Source organism: uncultured Fibrobacter sp. (genome assembly GCF_947166265.1).
In the GTDB taxonomy this organism is placed as follows: domain Bacteria; phylum Fibrobacterota; class Fibrobacteria; order Fibrobacterales; family Fibrobacteraceae; genus Fibrobacter.
The window spans coordinates 16,849-42,682 of sequence record NZ_CAMVDO010000025.1 but is presented as its reverse complement, the minus strand read 5'-3'; the positions used below and the strand labels follow the sequence as shown (position 1 = coordinate 42,682).

General features: G+C 50.3%; 22 protein-coding genes and 2 tRNA genes. 20 read left to right on the top strand and 4 right to left on the bottom strand.

The features are described from left to right. The 13 genes from Q0W37_RS11640 to Q0W37_RS11580 form a co-directional block, all read left to right on the top strand. The coding region (locus Q0W37_RS11640) for a tetratricopeptide repeat protein (protein ID WP_297701732.1) at window positions 1–3,044 on the top strand (3,044 nt) is incomplete at its 5' end. A gap of 187 nt (window positions 3,045–3,231) precedes the next feature. Further along, window positions 3,232–3,852: a MotA/TolQ/ExbB proton channel family protein gene (locus Q0W37_RS11635; protein WP_290991871.1), complete on the top strand. Its 621-nt coding sequence runs from the start codon at window positions 3,232–3,234 to the stop codon at window positions 3,850–3,852. A gap of 39 nt (window positions 3,853–3,891) precedes the next feature. Continuing rightward, window positions 3,892–4,779, top strand: coding sequence for a biopolymer transporter ExbD (locus Q0W37_RS11630; protein ID WP_297701731.1), 888 nt, complete (start codon window positions 3,892–3,894; stop codon window positions 4,777–4,779). A 2-nt stretch (window positions 4,780–4,781) separates the two neighbouring features. Then, window positions 4,782–5,276, top strand: coding sequence for a biopolymer transporter ExbD (locus Q0W37_RS11625; protein ID WP_072801023.1), 495 nt, complete (start codon window positions 4,782–4,784; stop codon window positions 5,274–5,276). Window positions 5,277–5,278: 2 nt separating this feature from the next. Continuing rightward, window positions 5,279–6,217, top strand: coding sequence for an AgmX/PglI C-terminal domain-containing protein (locus Q0W37_RS11620; protein WP_297701730.1), 939 nt, complete (start codon window positions 5,279–5,281; stop codon window positions 6,215–6,217). A gap of 156 nt (window positions 6,218–6,373) precedes the next feature. Next, a complete protein-coding gene (locus Q0W37_RS11615) occupies window positions 6,374–7,681 on the top strand; it encodes a hypothetical protein (protein ID WP_297701729.1) in 1,308 nt (435 codons plus the stop codon). A 206-nt stretch (window positions 7,682–7,887) separates the two neighbouring features. Then, window positions 7,888–8,253: a hypothetical protein gene (locus Q0W37_RS11610; protein WP_297701728.1), complete on the top strand. Its 366-nt coding sequence runs from the start codon at window positions 7,888–7,890 to the stop codon at window positions 8,251–8,253. Between the two features lie 49 nt (window positions 8,254–8,302). Next, window positions 8,303–9,325 (top strand): rod shape-determining protein, encoded by a 1,023-nt coding sequence (locus Q0W37_RS11605; RefSeq protein WP_297701727.1) that lies wholly within the window; start codon window positions 8,303–8,305, stop codon window positions 9,323–9,325. A gap of 14 nt (window positions 9,326–9,339) precedes the next feature. Further along, window positions 9,340–10,167, top strand: coding sequence for a rod shape-determining protein MreC (mreC, locus tag Q0W37_RS11600; protein ID WP_297701726.1), 828 nt, complete (start codon window positions 9,340–9,342; stop codon window positions 10,165–10,167). Next, window positions 10,160–10,651: a rod shape-determining protein MreD gene (mreD, locus tag Q0W37_RS11595; protein WP_297701725.1), complete on the top strand. Its 492-nt coding sequence runs from the start codon at window positions 10,160–10,162 to the stop codon at window positions 10,649–10,651. Before mreC ends, mreD begins: the two co-directional genes overlap by 8 nt. Further along, window positions 10,644–12,503 carry a penicillin-binding protein 2 gene (gene mrdA / locus Q0W37_RS11590; protein ID WP_297701724.1) on the top strand — a complete coding sequence of 620 codons (1,860 nt, stop codon included), beginning with the start codon at window positions 10,644–10,646 and terminating at the stop codon, window positions 12,501–12,503. Before mreD ends, mrdA begins: the two co-directional genes overlap by 8 nt. Further along, window positions 12,500–13,753 (top strand): rod shape-determining protein RodA, encoded by a 1,254-nt coding sequence (gene rodA / locus Q0W37_RS11585; protein ID WP_297701723.1) that lies wholly within the window; start codon window positions 12,500–12,502, stop codon window positions 13,751–13,753. Before mrdA ends, rodA begins: the two co-directional genes overlap by 4 nt. A gap of 105 nt (window positions 13,754–13,858) precedes the next feature. Continuing rightward, entirely contained in the window at window positions 13,859–14,572 is a 714-nt protein-coding gene (locus Q0W37_RS11580) for a ComF family protein (RefSeq protein ID WP_297701722.1), read from the top strand. Between the two features lie 34 nt (window positions 14,573–14,606). On the opposite strand, the gene Q0W37_RS11575 is transcribed toward Q0W37_RS11580, so the two are convergent. Further along, a tRNA-Ser gene (locus tag Q0W37_RS11575) sits at window positions 14,607–14,687 on the bottom strand. A 152-nt stretch (window positions 14,688–14,839) separates the two neighbouring features. Here Q0W37_RS11575 and Q0W37_RS11570 point away from each other — a divergent pair. After that, the gene (locus Q0W37_RS11570) at window positions 14,840–15,886 is read left to right on the top strand and encodes an HD domain-containing phosphohydrolase (RefSeq protein WP_297701721.1); all 1,047 of its coding nucleotides are present in this window, start codon (window positions 14,840–14,842) and stop codon (window positions 15,884–15,886) included. A 94-nt stretch (window positions 15,887–15,980) separates the two neighbouring features. On the opposite strand, the gene Q0W37_RS11565 is transcribed toward Q0W37_RS11570, so the two are convergent. Next, window positions 15,981–16,053, bottom strand: a tRNA-Phe gene (locus Q0W37_RS11565). A 171-nt stretch (window positions 16,054–16,224) separates the two neighbouring features. On the opposite strand from Q0W37_RS11565, the gene Q0W37_RS11560 reads away from it, so the two are divergent. The 6 genes from Q0W37_RS11560 to Q0W37_RS11535 all read left to right on the top strand — a co-directional run bounded on the left by Q0W37_RS11560 (window position 16,225) and on the right by Q0W37_RS11535 (window position 22,210). Continuing rightward, window positions 16,225–18,771, top strand: a complete 2,547-nt coding sequence (locus Q0W37_RS11560; protein ID WP_297701720.1) for a CotH kinase family protein — start codon at window positions 16,225–16,227, stop codon at window positions 18,769–18,771. 73 nt (window positions 18,772–18,844) lie between these two features. Further along, window positions 18,845–19,525, top strand: a complete 681-nt coding sequence (locus Q0W37_RS11555) for a ubiquinone/menaquinone biosynthesis methyltransferase (RefSeq protein WP_297701719.1) — start codon at window positions 18,845–18,847, stop codon at window positions 19,523–19,525. Further along, window positions 19,522–20,127 carry a UbiX family flavin prenyltransferase gene (locus tag Q0W37_RS11550; RefSeq protein WP_297701718.1) on the top strand — a complete coding sequence of 202 codons (606 nt, stop codon included), beginning with the start codon at window positions 19,522–19,524 and terminating at the stop codon, window positions 20,125–20,127. The genes Q0W37_RS11555 and Q0W37_RS11550 overlap by 4 nt, the downstream gene beginning before the upstream one ends. A 68-nt stretch (window positions 20,128–20,195) precedes the next feature. Then, entirely contained in the window at window positions 20,196–21,107 is a 912-nt protein-coding gene (locus tag Q0W37_RS11545) for a 4-hydroxybenzoate octaprenyltransferase (RefSeq protein WP_297701717.1), read from the top strand. Continuing rightward, on the top strand, window positions 21,094–21,327 hold the full coding sequence (locus Q0W37_RS11540; protein WP_297701716.1) for a hypothetical protein: 234 nt from the start codon (window positions 21,094–21,096) through the stop codon (window positions 21,325–21,327). The genes Q0W37_RS11545 and Q0W37_RS11540 overlap by 14 nt, the downstream gene beginning before the upstream one ends. 139 nt (window positions 21,328–21,466) lie before the next feature. After that, on the top strand, window positions 21,467–22,210 hold the full coding sequence (locus Q0W37_RS11535; protein ID WP_297701715.1) for a hypothetical protein: 744 nt from the start codon (window positions 21,467–21,469) through the stop codon (window positions 22,208–22,210). Between the two features lie 4 nt (window positions 22,211–22,214). On the opposite strand, the gene Q0W37_RS11530 is transcribed toward Q0W37_RS11535, so the two are convergent. Both Q0W37_RS11530 and Q0W37_RS11525 read right to left on the bottom strand, forming a co-directional pair. Beyond that, complete coding sequence (locus Q0W37_RS11530; RefSeq protein ID WP_297701714.1) at window positions 22,215–22,748, bottom strand: tetratricopeptide repeat protein; 534 nt, start codon at window positions 22,746–22,748, stop codon at window positions 22,215–22,217. Beyond that, window positions 22,745–25,714, bottom strand: a complete 2,970-nt coding sequence (locus Q0W37_RS11525; RefSeq protein ID WP_297701713.1) for a tetratricopeptide repeat protein — start codon at window positions 25,712–25,714, stop codon at window positions 22,745–22,747. Before Q0W37_RS11525 ends, Q0W37_RS11530 begins: the two co-directional genes overlap by 4 nt. Between the last annotated feature and the right edge of the window lie 120 nt (window positions 25,715–25,834).

Genomic DNA, 25,834 nt, shown 5'->3' with positions numbered 1-25,834 from the left:
CTGCAGACTTGCGCGCAGAAGCTATGGACTTCATGGCGGCCTCCTTCTCTGACCTCGAAGGTGGTGGTGTGCAGGAAGCTGAAGCATTCTTGAAGGACAAGAAGGTTCCGTTCAAGGATTCCGTGTACTACCGTATCGGTATGAAGAACAAGGACCACGACCGTAACGAAGAAGCCGTGCAGTCCTTCAAGCGCTTGATGTCCATCAACCCGGACTACATCGACGCTCCTTTGGCTGACATTGCGATGATCGAAATCCTCATCATCCAGCAGAAGTTCGAAGAAGCCCAGCAGCACCGCTACACCGTGGTGAAGCGCTATGACCGCAACTCTTCTTGGTACAAGAAGAACCAGAAGTATCCGGAATCGGTGAAGAACGCCGAAACCGCTATCCGTGGCGCTATGCTCGACATTCCGCAGTACCACCACGCTCGCGCTGCTAAGCTCACCAAGGAAGGTGACTTGGAAGCCGGTAAGAAGCAGTATGCAGAAGCTATCAAGGCTTACGAAGCGTTCCTGAAGCGCTACGCCAAGGAACCGACCTGGGACGAATACAAGGTTCACATCAACTTGGCCCTTGTGTACCAGGAAATGGCACAGTATGCTAACGCCGCCAAGATGTTCAACTGGATCGTCGATACCGATACCACCCGCTACGGCCGCCGCCCGATGGGCTCCGAAGCTCTCCTGAAGAAGGAAGAAGCTGCGTATAACGCCGTGCTCATGATGGATCAGGCTCGTGAAGTCGCCAAGAAGAACAAGGCCGGTGACGATGCCCAGAAGGCTTACAGCCTCCCGGAAACGAAGGCTTACTTCGACCAGGTGAACAAGTACATGGCCAAGTATGGCCAGAACAAGGAAGCTGCAGAACTTGCTTACAACGCAGCTATTGTCCACTACGACGCCAAGCAGTTCAAGGTGGCCGTGGGCGTGCTCCGCAAGCTGAAGCAGGACTTCCCGAAGCATCAGTACATCTTGCTCATCAGCCGTATGCTTGCCCAGTCCCTTTTGGAATCTGGTTCCTATGACGAATCCCTCGCGGAATTCGAATGGTTGTACAAGCAGTACACCCAGGTCAAGGAAACTCGCAACGACTCCATGGCCAAGGAAATCGAAAAGGCTATCGCCTACGTGCTCTTCCAGATGGCTGAACAGTCCGTTAAGGCCGGCCAGTACGAAAAGGGTGCAGAAGCCTACCTCGCTCTCGTGAAGCGTTACCCGCTCATCGACATTGCCGACAAGGCCGTGTTCGAAGCCGGTGCCGCCTACGAAAAGAACCAGAACTACACCAAGGCCGCCGAAACCTTCATGATTCTCCCCAAGCAGTACTCCAAGTCTCCTTTGACTATCAAGGGTATCGTGCGTGCGGGTGACGCTCATAAGAAGGCCGCCAACCTGAAGAAGAGCGACCAGAAGTACTTCGAAGCTGAATACCGTGAAGCTGCCCAGACCTACTTGTTCATCACGAACAACTTCCCGCAGGATTCCATGGCATTCATGGCTATCGGTTCTGCCGCCCAGACTTACGACTCCATTGCCGACAAGAAGTCTGCCGCTCTGACCTACGAAATCGCCTACAAGCGCTATCCGAAGGATGAACGTACTCCGGGTTACTTGTACAGCGCCTGCTTGAGCTATGACGAAGCCAAGATGACTGACGAAGCTATTCGTTGTAACAAGGACCTCGTCCGCGATTACCCGAAGAGCTCCTACGCACTTGACGCTGCGTTCTCTATCCCGATGGCTTACGGCAACGCAAAGAAGTGGGATCTCGCTGCTCAGGAATACCACTTCTTCATCAAGAACTACGGCAACGACGACAAGGAAAAGCTGATTGCTGCCTATATCGGTGCCGCTCGTGCCTACATGGAACTTAAGGAAGAAGACAAGGCCGTCGAAGACTACCGCAAGACTCTCGAAGCCTACGACAAGTACGGTCTGCAGATCAAGAACGCCGATCCGGGTGTTCCGGCTGAAGCAGCCTTCTACCTCGGTGAATATGAATACCACAAGATGGACCCGATTGTCCTGAAGGGCAAGGAAAAGGAAAAGGCAAAGATCATCAAGCAGTTGGTGGACATCCTCCAGAAGGCAATGAGCCAGTACTCGAAGTCCGCTACCTACGCATCTGAACGCTGGACCTTCAAGGCCACGAACAAGATGGGTATGCTCTTTGTGACCATGGCCGCCAAGATCCGTGAACAGGAACTCAACGGCAAGAAGGAAGAAGAAATCTTTGCCGAACGTATCGGTATCGTGCAGCAGCTCCCGAGCTACTACGAACAGGCACGTCCGATCTTCCAGAAGAACATCGACCTCGCTCGTGACCAGGGTTTCTACAACCAGGATGTGATCGAAGCTGAAGAAGGCTACATCGAAATGTACTACCAGGGCTGCGCCGTGTTCGTCGAAGTGGCTGACGCGTTCGCCAACTCTCCGTTGCCGGACTCCGCTTCCATTGTGAAGGAATACGTGGAATACGAAGGCATGGTCAAGGAAGACGCTATGGAAGCCGTTCACGAAGACTTGGAAGCCTACCGTGAAGAATTGACTAACCGTTCTAACGGTGCTAAGGAACTCGCTGTCCCGCAGTGCGCAACCGGTATCAAGGCCGCGGCCCACTACGGCATCGAAAACCAGTGGACTGAAAAGCTCTTCGAACTCTTGAAGAGCCTTGACGAGAACAATGAGACCTTGAACACCAAGATTGAAAAGTTCGACCCGTCCACCCTGTTCTCCGATCCGGCCTACTTCAAGACGAAGGCTCGTCTCGAACAGATTGCTAAGTCCGAAGTCATGACTCCGGAAGAACAGATCAATACCTACCGCGACATTATCAAGGATGCGAAGGCCGAAAACGAAAAGTTGAAGGCTGAACTCGCCGAACTCCAGAAGCAGCTCTACGCTGGCTCCGCTTCGACAACCTCTTCTGTGGGTGGCGCAGACGCTTCCATGGACGAACCTGCTGAAGCCGCCGAAGAACCGGAAGCTGCTCCGGCTCCTGCTCCGAAGGCCAAGAAAAAGGCCAAGAAGAAGAAAAAGTAGCGGTAAAAACAATTTTACGGGGAACCTAGTTCATAGGGTTCCCCTATTCTATTAGGGCAAAAACGGCTTTTTATGTGCAGTAAATAAGATTTTACGCATTTGAATCTCCAATTTTGCCCTAAAAAAGATTAAATATGAACAAAGAATTTTCAAAATAAACCAAAACACTCAATAAAGGAGTACTCTAATGTCTAAAATGCTTCAATCCTTCAGCCCCGAATCCGATGGTTGGCAGTTCATGTGGATCATCCTCGTGGTGTTCCTGATTGGCCTCGGTTTCTCTATCGAACGCATTATTTACATCATGGTAAAGAGCGCTAAGGGCCGTAAGGATTTCTTGGCTAAGTTCGGCACCCACATTTCCGCCCAGCGCTATGACGAAGCCCTGAGCTATGCCAACGCAACCAAGCTCCCGATCGCCCGCGTGATGGCTGCAATCGTTGCTGCCCGTAACGGTGGTCGCGAAAACATGTCTGCTGCTTGCGACGCAGTGTTCCTGACCGAAGCTCCCCGTCTTACTCGTTATATCAGCATTATCCAGGTGATGGCTTCCATCTCTACGTTGCTCGGACTTATGGGTACGATTTACGGTCTGATCTTCACCTTCGACGCCGTGGCTAACAAACCGGCTGCAGAACGTGCCAAGGCTCTTTCCGACGGTATCGCTATCGCTATGGGTACCACGCTCCTCGGCCTTCTCTCCGCTGTGCCTCTTCTGGTCATCGTGGGTCTCCTCAACATGAACTCCGAACGCCTCATCCAGGAAATGGAAGAAAAGGGCCTCAAGATTATCAACTCCCTCGCTTAATCGAAGATAGAGAGATAATTTTAACGGAGTTATAAAAACATGGCAAGACAACTTAAGAAACCAGCCAAGCCTGAAGAACCGGACCTGTTGCCGGCGATGGGCTTGTTCACTATCCTGATTCCTATGCTGTTGTCTATGACCGCCTTCTCCAAGCTTGCTATCGTTGAAATCAACATGCCGGAACGCAGCATGATGAACATGGACAACGATACGCCTCCGGAACCGGACCAGCAGGCTCTGAACCTCTCGCTCGCTATCACTGGTGATTACCTGGTGATCGGTGCCCGCGGTGGTTTCCAGCCGAATGTCTACTTCAAGGAAATGTGGACATTCCGTTGCAAGTCCGATGCGCAGCTCATTACGCATGCGCCCGAAGATGTGAAGTCGGCCGTGGAAAGCGGTCATGGTCCTAAGTGCAAGGATGGATCCGAGATGGATAAAGACAAGTATCTTTATGAAATCGAGACCATCGAACTCTGGGCCATCAACAAGGAATCCGAAGAAGACCCGGGCCGCGTGATTTGGGCCGTGTATTCTTCTCAGTCCGAAAATGTGCCGGATAGCGCATACGTGGACGGCAACAACGCATTCCTCGCTGCTCCTGGCGAAGGCGCCATGGGTCTTACCCCGCCGCCGATGCTGAAGAAGCCGAGCGCAGGCGCTGTGCTTGCAACTCTCACTCCGAACTCGGCTCGTACGCTGAAACCGGATGTGGCTGCAAAGAACGTCATCTACCCGCTGTCTGCTTACGATCTGATTGCTAAGGACCTGATCCAGATCCATACGCAGTTCATTGACCTCGAAGACGTGGATAACATTATCATCGTTGCTAACGATGATACCCAGTTCGACAAGATCATTCAACTTATGGACCGCGCTAAAGAAGCCGGTTTCAGCAAGATCAACCTTGCTAAGCTGGGAGGTTAATCATGGCTAGAAAGACTCGTAAATTTAGCGAAGACGTACCTTTCTCTTTGACGTCCATGATGGACATGATGACCATCATTCTGGTGTTCATGATCAAGAACTTGGACGCTGAAGGTCAGCTTTTGACCCAGGCCGAAAACCTTATCCTTCCGGTGTCTACCTCCAAGGTGCAGCCGAAGGAAGTGGCTCTTACGGTCGTGGTCGATAACAACTACGTTGTGGTCGATAATGCAAAGATCGTTCCTACCGAAGACGTCTTGAAGCAAGAAGATCTTCTTGTGACCAAGGTGGACTCCGTTCTTAAGGAACGCCGCGCAACGGAACAGGAACACGCCCTGAAGATGGGCCTTCCTGCTGACGAAGCCGGTAACATCATTGTGCAGATCGACAAGAACATCCCTTACGATGCAATGTATAAGGTCATGGCCACCTGTGGCTTCTCTGGCTATACGCACATTGCATTCGCCGTGATGCAGAAGAACGGCGGGGAGGAATAACTATGGCTAAAAAGAATACTCCCGCAGTAGATCCGTTAGTAGCGTCCCTGATGCCGGAATCCGACAAGAAGATGGGTGCTATCGCCGGTATCTCTTTAGTCGTTGCTTTGGCTATCTGCCTTTGGGCTTCCATGTACGAACAGGTGGTGGACGAAGTCGTGTTCGACGACTCTGCCGCTGCCGACTTGACCGCTTCTATGACCATCGATGAAAAGAAGGAAGAGAAGAAGGAAGAGAAGAAGAAGGAAGAACCCAAGAAGCCTCGTAAGAAGGCTGGTGGTGGTGGCAAGCCGCGTGGTAAGGGTCAGCCCAACGCTCCCCAGACTCGTGGTGTGCTTAAGCTCTTGACGGCTCAGACCAAGAATGCCTCTGCAGGTGCCTACGACCTCATGAAGAACCAGAAGTTCTCCAAGGACATCGACAAGGTGCTGAAGGACGTGGCTGGCCTCCAGACGACGGGTAAGACCGTTCTCGGTGGTCGTCGCGGTAAGGCTGACGGTGGCTTTAACGAAGGTTATGCCGAAGGTGGTTCCGGTGGTATCGGTGACGGCCTGGCTGGTCTTCTCGGCGGCGGTGGCGGTGGTATCGCTACCAAGGCTAAGGGCTCCATCAGGACTCCGTCTGAACGCGATATCGACATGGGTGCCGGTGGTGGATCTCGTTCCGCTGCAGACATCATGAAGGTTGTGCGTCAGCGTACTCCGGGTCTCCGCCACATCTACAACAAGTTCCTGAAGAAGAAACCGGGCTTCCAGGGTAAGGTTACCTTGAAGTTCACGATCGCTCCGGGTGGCGAAATCATCAGCATCTCCATTGCTTCTTCTACGACCGGTTACGGCGAATTTGACGGTGAAGTCAAGACCGCTGTGAGCCGCTGGAAGTTCAGCAAGGTGAAGTCTGGTAACACCACTGTTACGATCCCGTTCACCTTCTCCGAATAATCTTTCGGAAAACTTGAAAAAAGACCGGACTATCAAGTCCGGTTTTTTTGTATGCCGCTTTTTGTACAAAAAAAGACGAATTTATTTAAATTTTTGTTGCGATTTTGATTTAATAAAGCTAACTTTAAGACAGAATTTCCAAGAGGAGTTTATCTGATGAATTTAAGAACTGCAGCTGCGGTCGGTACCGCTTTCGGTATCCTGGGTGTCGGTTCCGCATTCGCAACTTTTGCACGTGTGGAATCCATGGGCAAGAACACGACTTACATCATGGACGATGTGAGCATTTTCGACAACCCGGCCAATGCGAACCTTTACTCCAACTACTTGATCGGTGGTTTCGGTGCGTATACCGATAACGATATGACTGCCGGTGGCAACAAGGACCCGCAGCATCCGTCTTTCGGTGGAATCTTTTCGATTTCCTTTGGCGATGACAACAACCCCGACCCGAAGTTCACGATTGGTGGCCTCTTCGGTCGAATCAATTACGACCTCGCCATGTATTTGCCCGACTATGTGCAGACGAGCAACAACTCCTATGCGAAGGTTCCTGAGACCGTGACGAACTTCGACGGTTTCTTGGGCGGCACGTTCTCTAGCGGCGACGCTTGGGGCTTGCATATCTACATTGCTCACCAGGACGGTGGCGACCTCGATGAAAGCGGTACCTATCAGACGAACGACGATGCCTTTGCATCTATCGTGCAGGCTGACGGTGGCTTGAACATCCAGACGAGCAGCGGTACTTCTTACGAAGCATCCTTCGGCCTTGCCCGTATCCAGTATGGTCCGGAACGCCACAACTTCTTTGACGACGGTGATTTCACCTTCCTCGCCAAGGCCCGTGCATTCTTCACCATGGAAGCCATTGACGGCGAACTGGTACCCGCGGTCAGCATGAAGCTCGCTCAGGCTCCCGGTGTCGATGACAAGCATGCCCAGGCCGGTATGGGTATCAACGTGGCCATGGACCGCGGTTTCTTCTGGCTCGGTCTCGACTTCATCTGGAACCAGATGAAGGCTCACGACTGGTTCTACGACAAGTCCGTGGATGGCGGTGCTTGGGTCTATGATTCCCGTTACGAAGACGATCCGCATTGGGACAAGCGTACCGATATGGGCGGAAAGATCAGCTTCGGTATCGAACGTAACATCTGGTGGGACTGGTTCGTGATCCGCGTGGGTGGTCAGAAGAAGATCCTCTACACCGATTGCAACGTGAATTCCAACAACAAGTACACGGATAGCCGCTACGGCATCTGCAAGGAAGACGGTACGTTCTTCTCTACCAATCCGCTGGCTGACGGCTCCAACGAAGACCACGTCGGTTTCGGTTTCGGCATCAACATCGAAGAACGCCTGAAGATCGACGTGACCGTTGCTGAAGACCTGCTGTTCCGTAACCCGTTCCAGGGTGAAGGCCGCATCTTCTCTCGCCTCGATGCTACCTACTCGTTCTAATTGGAACCTTGAACTTGAATGTGAAGACGCTTCTCGAAAGAGGGGCGTTTTTTAATTAGGGGACAGGAGTCTGGCGTCAGGGGACAGGGGGCAAGAATGAGAGGTGAGGAATGAAAATGTCATTGCGAGGACTGGAAGGACGAAGCAATCTCTAGTTGAAGTAAACCTGTTACCTGAAACATTATTTTTCTTTCTACTTTATCAATATGAAGTTTCTGCTGACTGCTCTTTTCTTTGCTGCATTCTTGCTTGGCTGTTCCGAACCGACGGAACGGATTGAAAACAAATTAACTTCCTACTTGCAGGACGATTTGAAGTTTATGGTCGCCGAGACGATGAAGGCTTCCAAGGATAAGGACGTGTTGCTCGATACGCCTTATTACCGCGTGAAGGACTTTAGGTTGTTCGACGGTGCCGAGGCCCGCATTTATGCTGCGTATGCCGAGGTGGATTTCTTTATCTATAAGGACATCGCCATGCACGAGAAACGCAAGTACCGCTATGACGTGAGTACGCGCGGTTGGGACCGTTACAAGAAGGAATGGAAGTTCGGCGCGGACACGCTGAAATGAAATAATCTATATTTCTAGCGTAAGTTAAATCTTAAAAAAGGATTGGATTTTGTTCGGCCTCTTTTCTTGCGATATCGGTATCGACCTTGGCACGGCGAATACGCTTGTTCATGTGGCGGGTCAGGGAATTGTCATTAACGAGCCTACGGTTATTGCGGTGGACAGCAAGAATAACCGTGTTTCCGCTATCGGTTTCGAAGCGAAGAAGATGCTTGGACGTACTCCCGGCGAAAGCCGCGCGGTGCGCCCGATGCGCGATGGCGTGATTGCCGATTTCGAACTGGTGGAAACGTTGCTGCAGACATTCATCAAGCGTGTGCAGAAGTACCCGCTGTGGATGGTGAAGCCCCGTGTGGTGGTGGGTGTTCCCTCGGGAATTACCGAAGTGGAAAAGCGTGCCGTGATTGATGCTGCAAAGCAGGCGGGTGCAAAGGAAGTTCACCTGGTGCACGAACCGATGGCTGCTGCTATCGGTATGGGCATCCCCGTAGAAGACCCCGTGGGCAACATGATCGTGGACATTGGCGGTGGTACCTCCGACATTGCCGTGATTGCCTTGAACGGAACCGTGTGTAACGCGTCCGTGCGCGTGGGCGGTGACGAAATGGACGAAGCCATTGTCCGTTACCTGCGCACCATGTACAACCTCTGCGTTGGTGAGGGCACTGCCGAACAGATCAAGATCCAGATCGGCTCTGCTAGCCCCCTTGAAGAAGAACTGACGATGGAAGTCAAGGGTCACGACTTTATTGCCGGTATGCCCCGCACCATGACGATCAATAGCTCCGAAATCCGCGAAGCCCTGAACGAACCGGTGACGGCCATTATCGAAGCGGTGAAGCAGGCCCTGAGCATTACGCCTCCTGAACTTTCTGCCGATATTTACGACAAGGGCATTATCATGACGGGTGGTGGTTCTCAGCTGCGCGGCTTTGACGAACGCATCCGTAAGGAAACGGGACTGTCTGTCAACGTGATCGACGACGCCCTGACTTGCGTGTGCAAGGGTGCTGCCCGCGTTCTGGAAGACCTGGACAAGTACCGTCCGGTCCTGGTGGCATCTTCTACCTAGTTTGACAGAAATCGATGCTTAGGGCGTTTCGCTTTATAGTCGAATTGTTTTCGCAAAGGCACGGAATCGTTGCCTTTGTCTTTTTCTTGGTGCTTGGGCTTTTGATGCGGCAGGCTCCGGTTCCCGTGCGGGAAAGCGTTGTCTCGACGGCGCTTTCGACTCTGTATTTCCCGGCGCAGCGGATTGTTTCTGCGGTAGGGCATTACAAGTCTATTGTTCAGGAAAACGAACAGCTGAAAGAAGAGAATGCCCGCTTGAGGCTTGAAACCTATCATGCCCGCGAAGGGCTCTTGGAACTCGCCCGACTGCATACGCTAGTTCGGTTTGATGACAAGTGGGATTACCCGATTGTGACAGCCCGTGTGGTGGGCCACAATCCGGGGCGTTTCCTTACGACGATGGTGATTAACCGCGGTACGGAACATGGCGTGAAGGAAAACATGCCCGTGTTTTCGATGAACGGTCTGGTCGGAAAGATTTCGAAGGCCTCGGTGAATCATTCGCGCGTACAGCTGCTGGTGGATCCAAACCTTAAGTTGTCTGTAATGGATCGCAGGACGCGTGTGGTGGGATTCCTGGAATCTAAGGATGGTCATAGCCTTACGGCGATGATTCCTGCGCATGCGGGAATCCGGGTGGGCGATACTCTGGTGACTTCTGGCCTGGGCGGCATTTTCCCGAAGGGCATTCCCCTGGGGACGGTAATGGAGGTCCGCAAGTCCGACCTCGATGTCATGCGCCAGATGGATGTTGATCCGTTCCAGGAATTTTCGAGCCTGGAAGAAGTGTTCGTCATGGAAAAGGATCCAGACTGGATAGTAAAGGAGCTGCTCGATGAATAACTTGCGGTGGCTCAAGGTATTTGTTTTATTTGTGATCGTGTTCGCCTTGCAGGCGACGGTGGTGGACTGGCTCCGGTTCATGGATGTGGGGCCTGATCTGGTCGTTGTTTTCATTGTGGCGGTGGCGATTCGACTCGGCCCTGCGGCGGGCTGTTTCTGGGGATTCTGGGCGGGCTTTACGCAGGATGTGTATGCTCCTGTGGAATGGATCGGTGCAAACACCATTTCGATGACGGTGCTTGGATTCGCGGTGGGACAACTGGAAGAACGATTCTTGACCTTGAATTTGCCTGCGAAGGTGGGTGTTCTTGGTGTCGGCTTTTTTGTGTGCGATATGATTTATTATCTCATTACCGGGCTTTCCAAGGATGTCGTGACGAACCTTTTCTTGACGAAGTCCCTGCCCGAATGCATCTACACGATGCTTGTCGGCGGTATTTTCTTCTATCTGGATCTGGGAAAGAAAAAGAAGAAGCATGCATAAGTCGATGAACGAAAACGAGGCTCTGCAGAACAGGAACTGGAATATCCTGATCTACATGGCGGGGATTGTTATCTTGTTTGCAATCCTTTTGATGCGCCTGTTTTCGCTCCAGTATACTCATTACGACGAGAACCTGCAGCGTTCCGAAAATAACCGCATCCGCAAGGTGGTGCTGGTGGCCGAACGCGGCTACATTTACGACCGCAACGGCGAGGTGCTGGTTCGCAATAGGCCCTCTTACCAGATTGCGCTGATGTCGATGAATATGCCGCGGAAAAAGGCGGAGCGCGACACGCTGTTCAACAGGTTGCTTGGAATTCGCGATACCTCGGGAGAAAGGCTCTTTGATTCCCTTTCCCTGGATACGGCGTTTCAGCGTTCGCGCTGGATAAAGAACCGTCCTATCCGCTTGCTGGAAGATGCCTCGGCGGAACAGGTGGCGGTGATCGAGGAACATTCCGAAGAATTGCCGGGCGTGGTGACGGTCATTGAATCGAGGCGCGATTACCCGTATGGAACGCTCGCCTCGCATGCGCTGGGTTATACGAGTGAAATTTCGGAAGAACAGCTGAAGCTGCCTGAATATAAGGATTACTCGCAAGGCGACCGTATTGGCCAGAAGGGGCTGGAACAGTTCTACGACAAGGAATTCCGTGGAAAGAACGGGATGAAGCTTGTGGAAGTGAACGCCTCCGGACGCGAACTGGGGACGGTCGAGGGTGTCGAGGGAACGGCTTCCGTTCCGGGGCTTCGGCTTGTTTCGACCATAGATCTTCGCTTGCAGAAGGTGGCCGAAGAGGCTATTCCTGATTCGGCGAGGGGGGCGCTGGTGGCGATTGACCCGAGAAACGGTGAAATTCTTGCGATGGTTTCTTCGCCGCGACTGGACCCGAACATATTCTCGCTGAAAAAGCGTGAACGCAACAAGGGCTGGGCGCACGTGGCGCTCGATTCGATGAGACCGCTTACGAACCGAGCGATTTCGGGGACGTACCCTCCGGCTTCGGTCTTTAAGCTTGTGACGGCGGGTGCGGGGTTGGAAAACGGAATCCTTACCGAGAACAAGTTCTATCCGAAGCCTTGTACGGGCGGCTACCAGTACGGTGCGCGTTACCAGAAATGCTGGGGAACGCATGGAAACCTGAACGTGGTGAACGCGATTCGACTTTCTTGCGACGTGTTCTTTTACCAGGCGGGGCTCGATATCGACATGGCCCGCATCAACGAGTTCGGACGCCGTTTCGGTCTGGGCGAAAAGCCTCTTGGAATCGATATCCCTGGCGAAAAGGCGGGGTGGCTCCCTGATTCGGCTTCGTTTAACCAGAGAAACAAGCGCCTGGGGTGGCGCTGGGCGCGTGGCCTGATTCTGAACCTCTCGATTGGACAGGGACAGATCGTGACGCCGTTACAGCAGGCGACCCTGATTGGTTCCCTTGCGACGGGAAAAGGCGTTTACAGGCCGCATTTCATGAAGGAGCTGCGTGACAGCCAGGGAAACGTGGTGCGCCGCTATGAACCCGAAATTGTGCGACCGGGCAACATGAAGGAATATACGCACCGCATTCTCCTTGCGGCGATGGATTCCGTGGTGAACCATCCGGGTGGAACCGGTAAGCGTGGCGCCATTCCCGGAATTCGCGTCGGTGCAAAGACGGGCTCCGGTGAATGGAAAAAGGGCGAAAAGACCCATGCGTGGTATGCCGCGGTCGCTCCGCTGTACGATCCTGAAATTGCCGTTGCCGTGATTATGGAAGCGGCCGGTGGCGGTGGCGCCGTGTCCGGACCGATTGCGAAAAAGGTGATGACGGCCTACTTCGAAAATAAGGCGATGGATGAGGAGGGCGAAAAGTGAAGTCCGGAAGATTCCTGGACCAGTCCCTGAAATTCGACTGGCTGTTCATTGTGCTTGCGCTCGCCCTGATGAGCTGTGGCGTTTCGCTCGTGTATTCGGCGACGGTGAACGAAGATGTCTCGTTGATCGATACTTTCTGGTTCAAGCAGATTTTCTATTTCCTATTTGGCATGGTCCTTGCCGGGCTGCTTGTCTTTGTGCGCATTGACTGGCTGAAACGTGCCGCTGTTCCTTTGTATGTGGTTGCGCTCATATTGCTTTGCGTCGTTCTGTTCTTTGCCGGCGACGTGGTGAAGGGTGCTGGACGCTGGATAGACCTTGGCGTGTTCAAGTTGCAGCCTTCGGAATTTGCAAAGATTGCGTACCTGCTGACCATTTCTTACTGGCTTTCGAGGCATCCCGTGAGTCTCTATAAGGTGAAGACTTTCGTGGTGCCGTTTTTCCTGTTCATTGTCCCTTTTGGCCTGGTGCTCAAGCAGCCCGACCTGAGTACGGCGCTCGTGTTCATTGCGGTGACGATGGTCGGTTTCTTTTTCGCGGGGCTTACGCTTACGGATATGTTCCTTTTGGTAAGCCCGCTGCTTTCGGTGCTGTTCTCGCATTCCCAGGAAATGTTCTTCGAGATTCTTTGGGGGCTTTTGATTTGTGCGGTCGTGTTTGCCTTGGTCCGTCGCAGGCTCCCGAAAATCCTTACCGGCATTTTCTTGATGGCGAATATCCTTGCGGGGTACGCGAGCAGCATGGCGTGGAATATGTTGGAACCGCATCAGCAGAAACGCGTGAACACATTCCTCGATCCGATGAGCGATCCGCTGGGCGACGGTTACCAGGTGTTGCAGTCGCTTACGGCTATCGGCTCGGGTGGCCTTACGGGAAAGGGCTTTGGAAACGGAACGCAGACGAATTTGGCGTTTTTGCCCGAGGAACATACGGACTTTATCTTTAGCGTGCTTGGTGAACAGTTCGGCTTTATGGGGTGCGCCATTGTGCTTGTGCTGTATGCGCTGTTCCTTTGGCGTGCGACATCCATTTGCAAGCAGTCGTCCGATCCGTTTGTGACCCTGATGGTGATGGGGGCGTCGACGATTTTCCTGTTCCACATTGTGGTGAATATCGCGATGACGATTGGGCTTATGCCCGTGACGGGACTTCCCCTGCCGTTCCTTTCGTACGGTGGCTCCTTTGCGCTGACGTGCATGGTTCTGGTGGGATTTTTGCTTTGCCTAAGGTATCAGGCGAGAAGAAGATAGTGCACTGTCGGTGCAGCTACTAGAAACATTTTTCCTAATTTTTCAGAAAAGAGCGTATATAGAAGAGGGACGCTTCGCCGTGTTGGTGTGTCCCGAGGAGTCTATATGCGTTGGTTCGAAAATGTCGGGCGTTTTGTATTTGGGACGGAGTGTCTGGGGTGCGGGGGTGTCGCAGAACGCCTTGATCCGTGGCTTTGTCCGGATTGCATAAAGGAACTGGAACGTGAATCGAAGGCGGGGGTGTCGCCGGGTGGAGATGCCTACAGCCTCTTTCCGATGCGTCCGCTGACGCGACGCCTGGTGCATGCGCTCAAGTACGGGGGCATTCCCGGAATGGCGACTTACCTGGTGCGTCATTCATCGGCGGTGCGTGGGGGCTTTATTGGCGAGGAACTTTCGATGTTTCCCAAGCCACTGTATTTTGTTCCTGTTCCGCTTCATAGGGCGAGGCTTCGGGAACGCGGCTACAATCAGGCGGAAAAGATTGCATCTGCGCTTGCGGTGGTGGTTGGCGGCCGGGTGTGTCGTTGGCTTAGGCGAAAGACGTTCGTTGTATCGCAGACTAAACTTTCGAAGGAGGCTCGTGAGCGGAACGTGTCGGATGCTTTCGAATGCGCTTTGCCCAAAGAGTTGCCTGTCCGGGGAACGGTTGTCGTGGTGGACGATGTCTTTACGACGGGTGCGACGACGTCGGCGTGTATTGCGGCCTTTGGGCATGATTTCCCGTTGCCGATCAAGGTCTGTACGCTGATTTATGACGAACCGGCCTCGGTGACTGCGGATTATGTGGCCGATTGCCGGATGGAGTGGAACTTATGATAATTAAAAAAGACCCCTGCGGGGTCTTTTTTAGCGGAGGAAGAGGGACTCGAACCCCCAAGCCTTACGGCGGCGGTTTTCAAGACCGCTGACTTACCAATTAGCCTATTCCTCCAGGGTTTCCCAAGGATAGAAAAATTTAGGGGGATTCGGCCAAGCGGAGTTGGAAAAACGGCTAAGTTTAGCTAAATTTTACATTGTATGACGGAGATAGAGCAAAGACAAGCGGTTGAATCGCAAAAAATTCTGGATTTGTTGTTCTCTTACATGCCGAAAATTGCGGCAGAACGTAAGATGGACAACTTGCTGGTCCTGATGGCTGACTTGGGGCGTGCCATTGTTTCTGCGGACCGTTGCTCCCTTTGGCTGATTGACGAAGATAGCGGCGAACTGTGGACCAAGGTTGCCCACGGGGTGAGCGAGCTTCGCATTCCGCGAGATGCCGGCTTTGTCGGTTATTCCGTAAAGACTGCCGAGCCCCTGTTGATCGAGGATGCCTACAAGGACCCGAGGTTCGATCGCCGTAGCGACGAAAAGACGCTTTACCGCACGACATCCGTGATGACGGTGCCCCTGCTGAATTCCATGGGCCGCGTGATGGGTGTGTTCCAGGCAATCAACAAGAAGGGCGAGTCTGCCGTATTTTCGACGCAGGACCTGGAACGCCTGGCTCTTACGGCTGTGTATTCTGCAAAGACTGTGGAATCGGCGATGCTGAACTCGGAACTGGAAGCGACCCAGCGTGAAATCATTCATATCTTGGGTGAAGTTTCCGAGTACCGTAGCCAGGAAACGGGCGACCATATCCAGCGCGTTGCCGAAATTTCCTACATGCTGGCGAAGTTCCTCAAGATGCCCGACGAGGAAGTGGACCGTATCCGTCTTGCGGCTCCGATGCATGACCTTGGCAAGGTGGGCATTCCCGATGCGATTCTGAACAAGCCGGGTCGCTTTACCGACGAAGAGTACGCCGTCATGAAGTCGCATTCCGAAATCGGCTACAACATGCTTTGCAATTCCAAGCGCAAGCTGCTTCGCTTTGCGGCCTCCATCGCCCGTTCGCACCATGAACGCTGGGATGGTAAGGGCTATCCGTTCGGGCTTGCAGGCGAGGCGATTCCCCTGGCAGGGCGCATCTGTTCGGTTGCGGACGTTCTGGACGCCCTGTCGAGTCCCCGTTGCTACAAGGAACCCTGGCCCGAAGAAAAAGTCAAGGAAGAATTCCTGAAACAGCGCGGTGGACAGTTCCAGCCGGAACTCGTGGATGTCCTCATAGACCACTGGGACGAAATTTACGGTCTCTACCGCCGATAATGCTTAAAATGGTTGGACCCCGATTGAATCGGGGTCTTTTCCTTTTTTAGGAGGGAAAATAAAAAAAGACCTTGAAAATCAAGGTCTCTTTTCGTGGCACCGGTCAGAATTGAACTGACGACACGCGGATTTTCAGTCCGCTGCTCTACCAACTGAGCTACAGCGCCGACTTGGTAGGCCAAATATAGCACATCGTGTGACGCTTGTCAAGGGTAAATAGAATATTACTGTTTTTTTTCCCTTTTTTTTTAATAATCTTCTAAATTTACCTATCGGGTGTTAAAGAATATGACCCTGGAAATCGGGAATTTCTGGGAAACGTTTTTATAGGTGGCAGTGTGTACATATTCAACATGAAAAACGGCTTTGCCCTGATGGCATGCCTGAGTTTGGTTTTCGCCGGTTTAATTGCCTGCTCCGACGATTCTTCTTCCAAGGGTTCCGATGAGCCGGATTTGCCTGATGTCAGGGTCGACACCATATATGAAACCGATTCGGCTGGCAACACGGTCGTAAGGGTGGATACCCTCGAACCGACGCTTGACACGGTCAGACACATTGACCCCGAGACTGGCGATACGGTGTACAAGGTCGATACGGTTTATGTTCCTGCCGATACGACGCTTACCTGGGTTGGAAATTCCGCCTTGGTCATTACCGAAATTTCGCCGGTGAATCTCGACTGGCTTGATGAAAATGGTGACGATCCGGGTTGGATTGAAATTTACAATGCCGGTGACTCGTCCGCGAACTTGAAGGGCTATTCTCTTGTCGAAAATCTGGAAAAACCGCGCAAGTGGGTCTTTGGCGATATCCCAATAGCCGCTAAAGCGTTTGTAGTCGTGTTCTGCGATAAGAACAATGTGGCGGTCATTGAAGGTAATTCTGGTGATGCCTCGCTGCATAATCGCCCGCACACCAATTGGAAACTGAATAAGGACGGTGGCTCCGTTTACTTGATCGACAGGTCTTATGGAATCCGTGATTCGATTCATTACCCGGAAATCGGTTCGGGAATGAGCTGGGGCATTGTGGATGGCGGCGAGTGGAAGTACTTTGAAAAGCCGACTCCGGAGCAGCCGAATACGGCAAGTACGGCATACGAAGGCGTTGCCCCCAAGTTTAACTTTAGCGGAAACCAGGGCGGTTTCTACAATGACAAGGTAGTCTTGAATGCCCCGACTGACCTTCCGGAAGGAATGAAGGTGCGCTGCACCCAGGATGGATCCGCTCCGACCGAAAGCTCTCCCGAGTTCAATAGCGAACTGGTTATTGACCATACGATGGTTTTGCGTTGTGCCGCGTTCAAGCAGGGCCTCTTGACCAAGGATGTGGTGACGAATACGTACTTTATCGGCGAGACGGTGAATATGCCTGTGGTGGCAGTGACCGTGGACCCGAGCTTCTTTGTGAAGTATTATAAGAAGACGAATGGTGGTGTACCTGATATGGATCATGACCAGATGTACGCTCCGAATGAATCTTATCCGAACGACTCGGGCGAAATGGCTGCCCATGTGGAATATTTTGAAAACGGTTCCAAGAGTACGGACAAGGCCTGGGAAGCCGAGGCTGGTATTTCCTTGATGGGTGGCTGGAGCCGTATGGAACGCAAGAAGTCTCTTGCCGTCGTGATGCGCGAGGAGTATGGCGGAACCTGGTTGCATTATCCTTTGTTCGAAACCCGCAAGGGTGTGAATGACAAGTACAAGGGCTTTAACCTTCGCAACAATGGTAACCGCTTTGTGAGCGACTATTTTACTGATGCCGTGGGTGGCGCCATTCTTGAAGGAAGCGGTGTGGATTACCAGCGTAGCCGTCAGGTGGTGGTGTTCTACAACGGAACCTACTACGGTATTCACGATATGCGCGAACGTTTCAACAAGAACTTTGTAGAAACGAATTACGGAATCGATGCCTCTTCGGTTACGTTCATTAAGCACCTGGGTAAAGAAATTGAGGCGAGCAACGGTTCTATTGACGAATATGTTGCCATGCTGGAATTTGCCGCAGCAAATGATTTTAGTACAAATGACGAAGCGTACGCCTATATGGCATCGCAGATGGATATGGGTAACTTTGCTCGCTACATGCTTGCCGAAATGTATGCTCATAACGGCGACTGGCCGAACAACAACGTGCGTGTCTGGAAGGCTCCGGAATCGCCGCTTTGGAAGTTCATGATCTATGACCTTGACCATGGTTTTAACTGGAAGTCGGATTGGGCTGTGGCCGGATTTAGCTCGTCTATGAATATGTTTGATTGGGTTAAGCAAGGTGGGCGTACTTCCGGTAATTGCTACACGAGTAATGAAAAGGCGTTTAAGGATGGTAAGGAACATTGCTTCCATGTCCTTTTTACTCGCTTGATCAAGAGTCCCAAGTTCAAGAGCCTGTTCCTCAACAATGCCGCCGTGATGCTTGACTCTTACCTGAATGCCTCGAATATTGAGAAGCAAAGAGCGTTCCTTGCTGGCATGCTCAATGCGGATGATGTTGCAAGGGATATGAAGGTGGAGGCTTATAAGGATCGGAGAATGTCGTATGGCGAGTTTGATCCGTATGGTGAAAGGCTTACCTCTTGGGCAAAAAGCCGTGATTCCGAGTTCCTTACTGAAATCCAGAGCGAATTTGGCGTGAGCAACCTTGTTTCTGTCAACATTTCTGCAAATGGCAAGGGTTCTATCCTTATGGATGGCGCAAGCCTTCCGAACGGAAGTTATAAGGGCAAGCTCTTTGCTGGAAATACGGTGGAATTGATGGCTGTGCAGGATGCCGGTGCCGTATTTGGTGGCTGGGCGGGTTGCGAACCTGTGTCTGGTGCTCCGGAAAAGTGCATTGTAACGGTTGCTGAAGGTGTTTCTGTAACGGCAACGTTCAACTAATAGAGCTCCATAAGTTTTTGGAAAGGTGCTTGTGGCATTGGAGCCCGGGCGCCTTTTTTCTATATTTGGCGCCATGAAAAGCCCCGTGCGCAAGATGTTCGACGAGATTGCCAACCGCTATGACTTTCTGAATCATACGTTGAGTTGCTTTCAGGATATCTTGTGGCGCCGCAGTTGCTGCCGTGAGTTGAAACGTGTGCAGCCGGGGAAACGCCTGCTGGACCTTTGCGGAGGCACGGGCGACTTTGCGGTGACTTTCGAAAAGTTCAACGGGAAGCCCGATGTCGCTGTCTTGGGCGATTTCTCTTTTGGAATGCTGAAGGGAGCCGCGGGTAAGACCATGACGGCTATCCCGGTGCAGCTGGATGCAATGAAGATGCCCTTTGGCGATGCGTCGTTTGATGTGGTGCTGAATGGATTTGGAATGCGCAATCTGCCCGATGCCGAGGGCGGCCTGCGAGAATCGGCGCGAGTGCTTTGCGGTGGAGGTTACCTGCAGGTGCTCGAATTCTTTTCGCCCCGGAACGCATTCAACAAGTTTTTCTACAAGAGGCTGGCTCCGCTCTTTATTCCGGTGCTGGGGGCTTTTTTTAGCAAGCGGGAGGCGTACGAATACCTGGTGAATTCGGTGCTCCGTTTCTTGCCGGTTGCCGATTTTGTCAAGTTGGCGGAATCGAACGGCTTTGAACTGGTGCATGTGAAGCCTTGCTTTTTCGGGGTTGCGTACCGCGTTTTACTGAGGAGACGAACATGAGGTTCATTTTGGGGGTGACGGGTGCGAGTGGCGCCATTTATGCGACTCGGACAGCAATGCATTTAAAACGTTTGGGGCATCATGTGACCGCCCTGGTGACGCCTCCGGGCAGGGGCGTGGTTGCTTACGAGGAACAGGACGCCCTGTTTGACTATGTAGACGAATTGCCCGACGTGAAGAATTTTTTTGCGGAGTGTGCAAGCGGTAGTGCCGACTATGCGGGAATGGCCGTGGTGCCGTGTTCCATGGGAACAATCGGGCGCATTACGGCTGGAACGGCCGACAACCTGCTGATCCGTGCGGCGGATGTCTGCCTCAAGGAACGTCGTCCGCTGATTGTGGTGCCGCGCGAGATGCCCTACAACCTGATTCACCTGGACAACATGACTCGCCTGACTCGCCAGGGGGGAATCGTGATTCCTGCCTCGCCGCATTTTTACGATCGCCCGAAGACGATTGAGGATGCGGTGGATACCGTGGTTGCAAAAATCCTGATGCATCTGGGGGCGCTTGCGGGGGGGGCCGAAATTGTGAAACCCTGGAAGGGAATCAAGATAGAGAGTTCTGTCAAGAAGACGAAGGCAAAAGGGAAGAAAAAGTAGAAATGAAAAAAAGTCATCCTGGAGCGTAGCGACGGGATCCAGCGCTGGATTCTCCCCTTCGGTCGAGAATGACAGATGATTCAGATATGTTGAAAAAGATTCTAGAATTCGGGCACATGGTGCGTTTTAGCCATTCGCTTTTTGCGATGCCCTTTGCGGTGGGTTCCATGTGGGTGGCGGCAAACGGTTTTCGCGGAATGAGTGTCGCGGAGACTTTGCGGATTGTCTTGTTGATTGTGGGGTGCATGGTGACGGCCCGCAACAGCGCGATGAGTTTCAACCGCATTGCCGATGCCGATATCGATGCCAAGAATCCGCGTACGGCGAAACGCCACTTGCCGGCAGGGCGCCTGAGCAAGAAATCCGTGGTGGCTTTCCTTGCCGTAAACGGGGTGCTGTTCGTTTTGTTCGCGGCCCTTTTGCAACCGCTTGCGGGCCTGCTCGCGTTGCCGGTGTGGCTCTTGCTGCTTTCCTATTCGTACTGGAAACGGTTCAGCTGGCTCTGCCACTGGTTCCTGGGCTTTTCCATCGGCATGAGTCCGCTCGGGGCCTGGATTGCCATTCGCGGCGAGTTTGCCGTTTTCCCGATTTTTCTGCTTGTGATTCTAATGCTCTGGATGGGCGGATTTGACATTATTTACGCAACGCAGGATGAAGAAATCGACCGCGCGATGGGGCTACATTCGGTGCCAGCCCGCTTTGGTCGTAAGCGCGCCTTGCAGATTGCGTTTTGGAGCCATGTCGCGATGCTTGCGCTATGCGTGGCTTTCGGCATGTTTTGGGGAATGGGAATCCCTTGGTGGGGCGTGACGGGGCTCATGACTGCCGCTATCCTCTATATCCATCTATTCCGTAAATCCGACGACCTCGATGCCATGAACCGCGACTTTTTCTTGGCGAATGTCGCCATCAGCGTTCTTGTGATGGCGGGACTTATCGTGTGGATATGCTTGGGAGGTGACGTCAATGCCCTTTACTAATGGACCGTTCAAGAAACCTTTCACGATCGAAGAAAAAATCCGCATGTTCGAACGCATGGGAGCGACCGCCGCTGCGATTGCGCTGATCATCATCATGCTGATTGAATCGGGACACGTTGGCGAATACAAGAACCTTGCCGATATGGGGCTAACCGCGATGATCGTGGTGCTTGCCGTATCGCTTGTGGGAAGCTTGTTTTACAAAACCAAAAAAAAATAGATTGTGGAATTTATTCTTGCAGAACGGAATTGAATAACCCCCTTTTTTAGCCTATTATATATTTATTTCTGTAAATAAATGCTTCTTGCATTTTTTTTTGTTTATTTTTATAAACGACAATTAAAACAAGGAGTTGTTTATGGGCATCTTCAAGTCTTTAGGAAAATTTGCGCTTAAAGCGACTGCTTCTGTTGTGACGACCGCTACTGGCTTAGCTGCGACAGTGGTTGAAGAAGTGGGGGCTGCTTCTGGTTGTGAGCCGTTGGCTAATTTGGCTCATGGTGCAAAATCGGCGAGCTTCAATGCCACGCGAAAAATGTGGGGCAAGGAAGCTAAGGAATATGAGCATTCTGACGGAAGCTCCTTCCGCAATCAAATGGAGCGTGCCGCAGAAAGAAGCGAAAAACTTAGAGCTGAATATGAGCGTAAGGCAAAACAAAGTGCCGGCCAAACCAAGAAGCGCCGTTCCGATGCAGAATTGGAACGGGATAGATCTGGCCTAAACCAACGGGCTCGGGAATTTCAGTATCGTGAGCGTGTCCGTTTGTCTGAAGCCCTGGAAATTGCCGAAAGTACTCCGGGAGTTTATATTCTGTTCCTTAATGGAAAGGTCATGAAATGTGGCCGTGCCGCTTATGGGCAGGGAATACATTGGCGCTTTCAGCAGTATTACTCTCTGAATTACGATGACAGGGCGAGAGACAAGGATTATTGGTCCGTTTCTCCGAGTAATCGTGATTCTATAATGGTTTCATGGCAATGCTGCCCAGTAAGTAAGTGTAAGGAATTAGAGTTTAAACTATTCCAAAAATACGGCAAGGGACCGTGGGGCTTGCGTGCTCCACAAAGTTGCAGTGAAGATTCTTGGGAACTTTTAATCTAGAAAACTAGGATTGAAGTTCCTTCAAAAGGGTCTCTGCTCGTTTTGTAGCTTCATTAAATGCGCCTAGATATTGCATCCTTGTGTCATATGCCTTTTGGGCGAGGGGAAGCGCCTCGCTTTTTCTATTCATTTTGTTTAACACAAATGCTAATGCATAATATCTGCTTGCTAGGAACTTTTGATTAGTTCCATAAAGTAACTCTGTATCGTTAAGCAAATTCTTTGCCAGTTCATAGGCTTTGTCTAGTTGGTTTGTTGTTGCGTATAGCAAGGCTAGAGTGTCTAGATAATCGATTGAATCTTTTTTTCCAATGTTTGGATTATTCTCAATTTTGTCTTTCATTTCTTTGGCGTAAACAAGCCCTTCTTGTGAATCACCTTTTAGAAAGTAAGACCAGGCAATGGAATTTAGTGCAATGACAGTTTTTAAATCGTTTTTATTTGGGCTTTGTCTATACAATTCTAAACGGTTCTTTTTCCAGAAAATGGCTTCGTCAAAATGATTGAAGTTCTCGTATAGAATAGCTAAACATTTCATTGCGTCAATAGTGTCGGGGTGCTTATCTCCAAGTAGTTTTTTTCGAAGACTGCTTTCCTTATTTCAAGAGCCTTGTCGAATAGTCCGAGATTCTTGTAGTTTCTGGCTATGTTTGCATAGGCGTCAATAGTGTCGGGAAAGTCTTCCCCTTGGGTTTGTTTGTATTTTTCGTAGATTTCTTTGCGTAGAGTAAGAGCTTCTGGATATTGTCCAAGATCCTCGAGATTAGATGCTATCCCCCAAAGGGCCTTTAGAGTTTTAGGATGTAGTTCGCCATACAGAGAACGACATTTTTCTAACCGGCTTTGACGTAAGGGCAACGCGTCTGCATAATGACCCATGTCGTCGTATGCGCTGGCTAGGCTTGTTTGTGCTGTTATTGTATCAGGATGCTCATCACCAAGTAGAACCTTTCTTTTCTCGAAGACATTTTTCCTTATTTCAAGAGCCTTGTCGTATAATCCGAGATTTTTGTAGTTGATAGCTATGTTTGCATAGGCGTCAATAGTGTCGGGAAAGTCTTCCCCCTGGGTTTGTTTGTATTTTTCGTAAATTTCTTTGCGTAGGTTGAGTGCTTCCTGATATCGTCCAAGTTTCTCAAGATTATATGCTAAACCCCAAGAAGCCTTCAATGTCTTAGGATGTAATTCTCCATATAAGGTACGACATTTTTTTAATCGGCTTTGGCGTAGAGGCAAGGCGTCTGCATAGTGCCCCATGTTGTCATATGCGCTGGCTAGACTTTTTAATGCTGCGATAGTTTTCGGATGATTTTCTCCAAGAGAATGCATTCTTCTTTCGAGAATTGTTTTTCGAAGAGAAAGAACTTCTTCATATCGACCTAGGGTTGCAAGGATTGATGTGTGTTCTGCAATAATGTCTAATGTTATTTCGTGTTCTTTCCCTAGTATTTCTTCAGCTTCTTTTATTAAAGGAAGACTTATTTCGTGGGCTTTATCATTTTGTCCTAACAATCTGTAGCATTTGGAAAAATTGTTTTTGGCTAGTAAAAATTTGGGATCATTGGGGGCGAGTAATTGCTTTCGTAGGTTGAAAATTTTTTTTGCACACTCCATTTTTTGTTCGTATAAACCGAATTCCCCATACGATTTACTCATGTCTACATACGATTCAATGGTTTCTAAATTATTTTCACCCAATATGACAATTCTTCTCTTTAGAATTTCCGCCCTAATCTCTAAGGCTTCTTTGTAAGCACCAGTATTATGCAATCCTGCAGCATATTCTCGTTGTGCTCTTAGAGTTGCCGCATCATTTGGACCAAGTAATTTTAGGTATGAATCGTATGATCTCTTTGCTAAATCTAAAGCTTGTTGGTATTTGCCTTTGCTCTGAAGCCAAATGGAATAGTCTTTTTGCGCAAGAGCAAATAGTCTACTTTCTGGATTTTGGGAAGCTCTGTCCCAAAATGGCGTAAACAAGTCATCAATGGAATTGAAACGATAGACATCGCTTAATTTCTTTAGATAAACACGTATGTTGTCGATGTAAAAAATACGGAGTGCGTCATCCTCTTTGTAATAGCTGATTGCATATTTTAAAAGCCAGCCGGTATAGTAATCAAAATCGTTGGAAAAAACGTTTGTGTTGTTGAGTTTGTTTGTGCAATACTCAATGGCCTCAAGGCATGTTCTTTGCTGGATAATTTCGGTGCAATTTTTATAGAGCGAATCGCCAACGGTTTGGTGTAAGTTGTAACTTGATTTATCTGATTGAATGACGAACGAGAATCCCTTAACTTTTTCATAAGTGGTTGAACTGAAGTTGGGGATAATCCTTGGCCCGATTTCTAGGACCATTTCGTCGGTCCAATTTTTTAAGCAAGCCAGAATGTAGACAATGTCTTTTTTGGAATCGTCCATGTATCGGGCGAATCGTTCTATCAAGGTGTATATGTTTTGTCCGAAATGTTCAATTTTTGGTTTTTCGCCTTTCTCAAGAATTGAATTATACCGATCTACACACAAGTCCAGATATACGGGTGTTCCTTGAGTTAAATTATAAATTCCTTCAATAAACATTTCATCGTTAATCCCTGAACTTTTCAAGAAGGTTGCTGCATCCTGCTTTGACAAACTCCCAAGGATGTGCTGTTCCAAAGATTCTCCCCAATCGGTAAATTGTTGCCATTTTAGTTTTTCTCTGCCCGCGATGACCCATAGAACGTTTGGAGTATTTACAATTAAGCCATTTTTCTCATCTCTTAGCCAAAGATCTTTGTTTAAGGGTTCGCCGATAGGGGCCATTTCATTTACAAGTTGTTCGTATGTGTCAAGAAATATCACTAATGGTTCTTTGTTGTTTTTTACGTTGTATGCCAGGTCCTTTGCAAATAAACAGGGTAGATAATCGTACAGTTCTTCGGAGGACTTGTTCTCGATTTTTTCTACGACATCCTTGTTTTCTTGAATGAGGTCTTTGCATGCGGCGAATCCCTTGTCTGCCAATTTTATGATTTTTGCGGCAAACCCTACGAGAGGGAGCTCTTTTGCTAGATCAAACAAGAAATCGAGTGTTCGACTACGCTCAATAAAAGTTTTTGTTGTAGGCTTGTTTGTATCAACCCCAATCTTCTGTGCGTATGCATAACAGCCTATATCAAAAAGCGGAAAATCAAAGTTGTAATCGCAAACGAGTTTTTTGCGAATACTTTCTAGTATAGACCGGCATTCTTGACTGATATTGAAATCGAAATAAACATGTGATGATTTGCTGATTGAACCTTCTTCTTTTTTTTCATCCATTTCGGATATCAGTTTTTTTAGCAGGGAACTTTTTCCTATTCCGCCGATGCCGTAGTACGCGAGAACTCTTACGTCGTCATCATGCATGATGGTTTTGAATTCGTCATATTTTTTCCAAAATGATTTACGGGGCTCCTCACGGTCTGTAAAAATACGGCTCGCCTGAGAGGTGGAATCTTGTTTACGAACTTTTAAGCCCATATATGCCTCTTTTTGTAAAAGGGATCTTGCTGCCTATAAATATATATCATTTGGATGCGGTGAATGGTGTAGGCTATTGTTTCTAGACGGCAACCTCCGGTTTGTCTCTTGAAATATGTG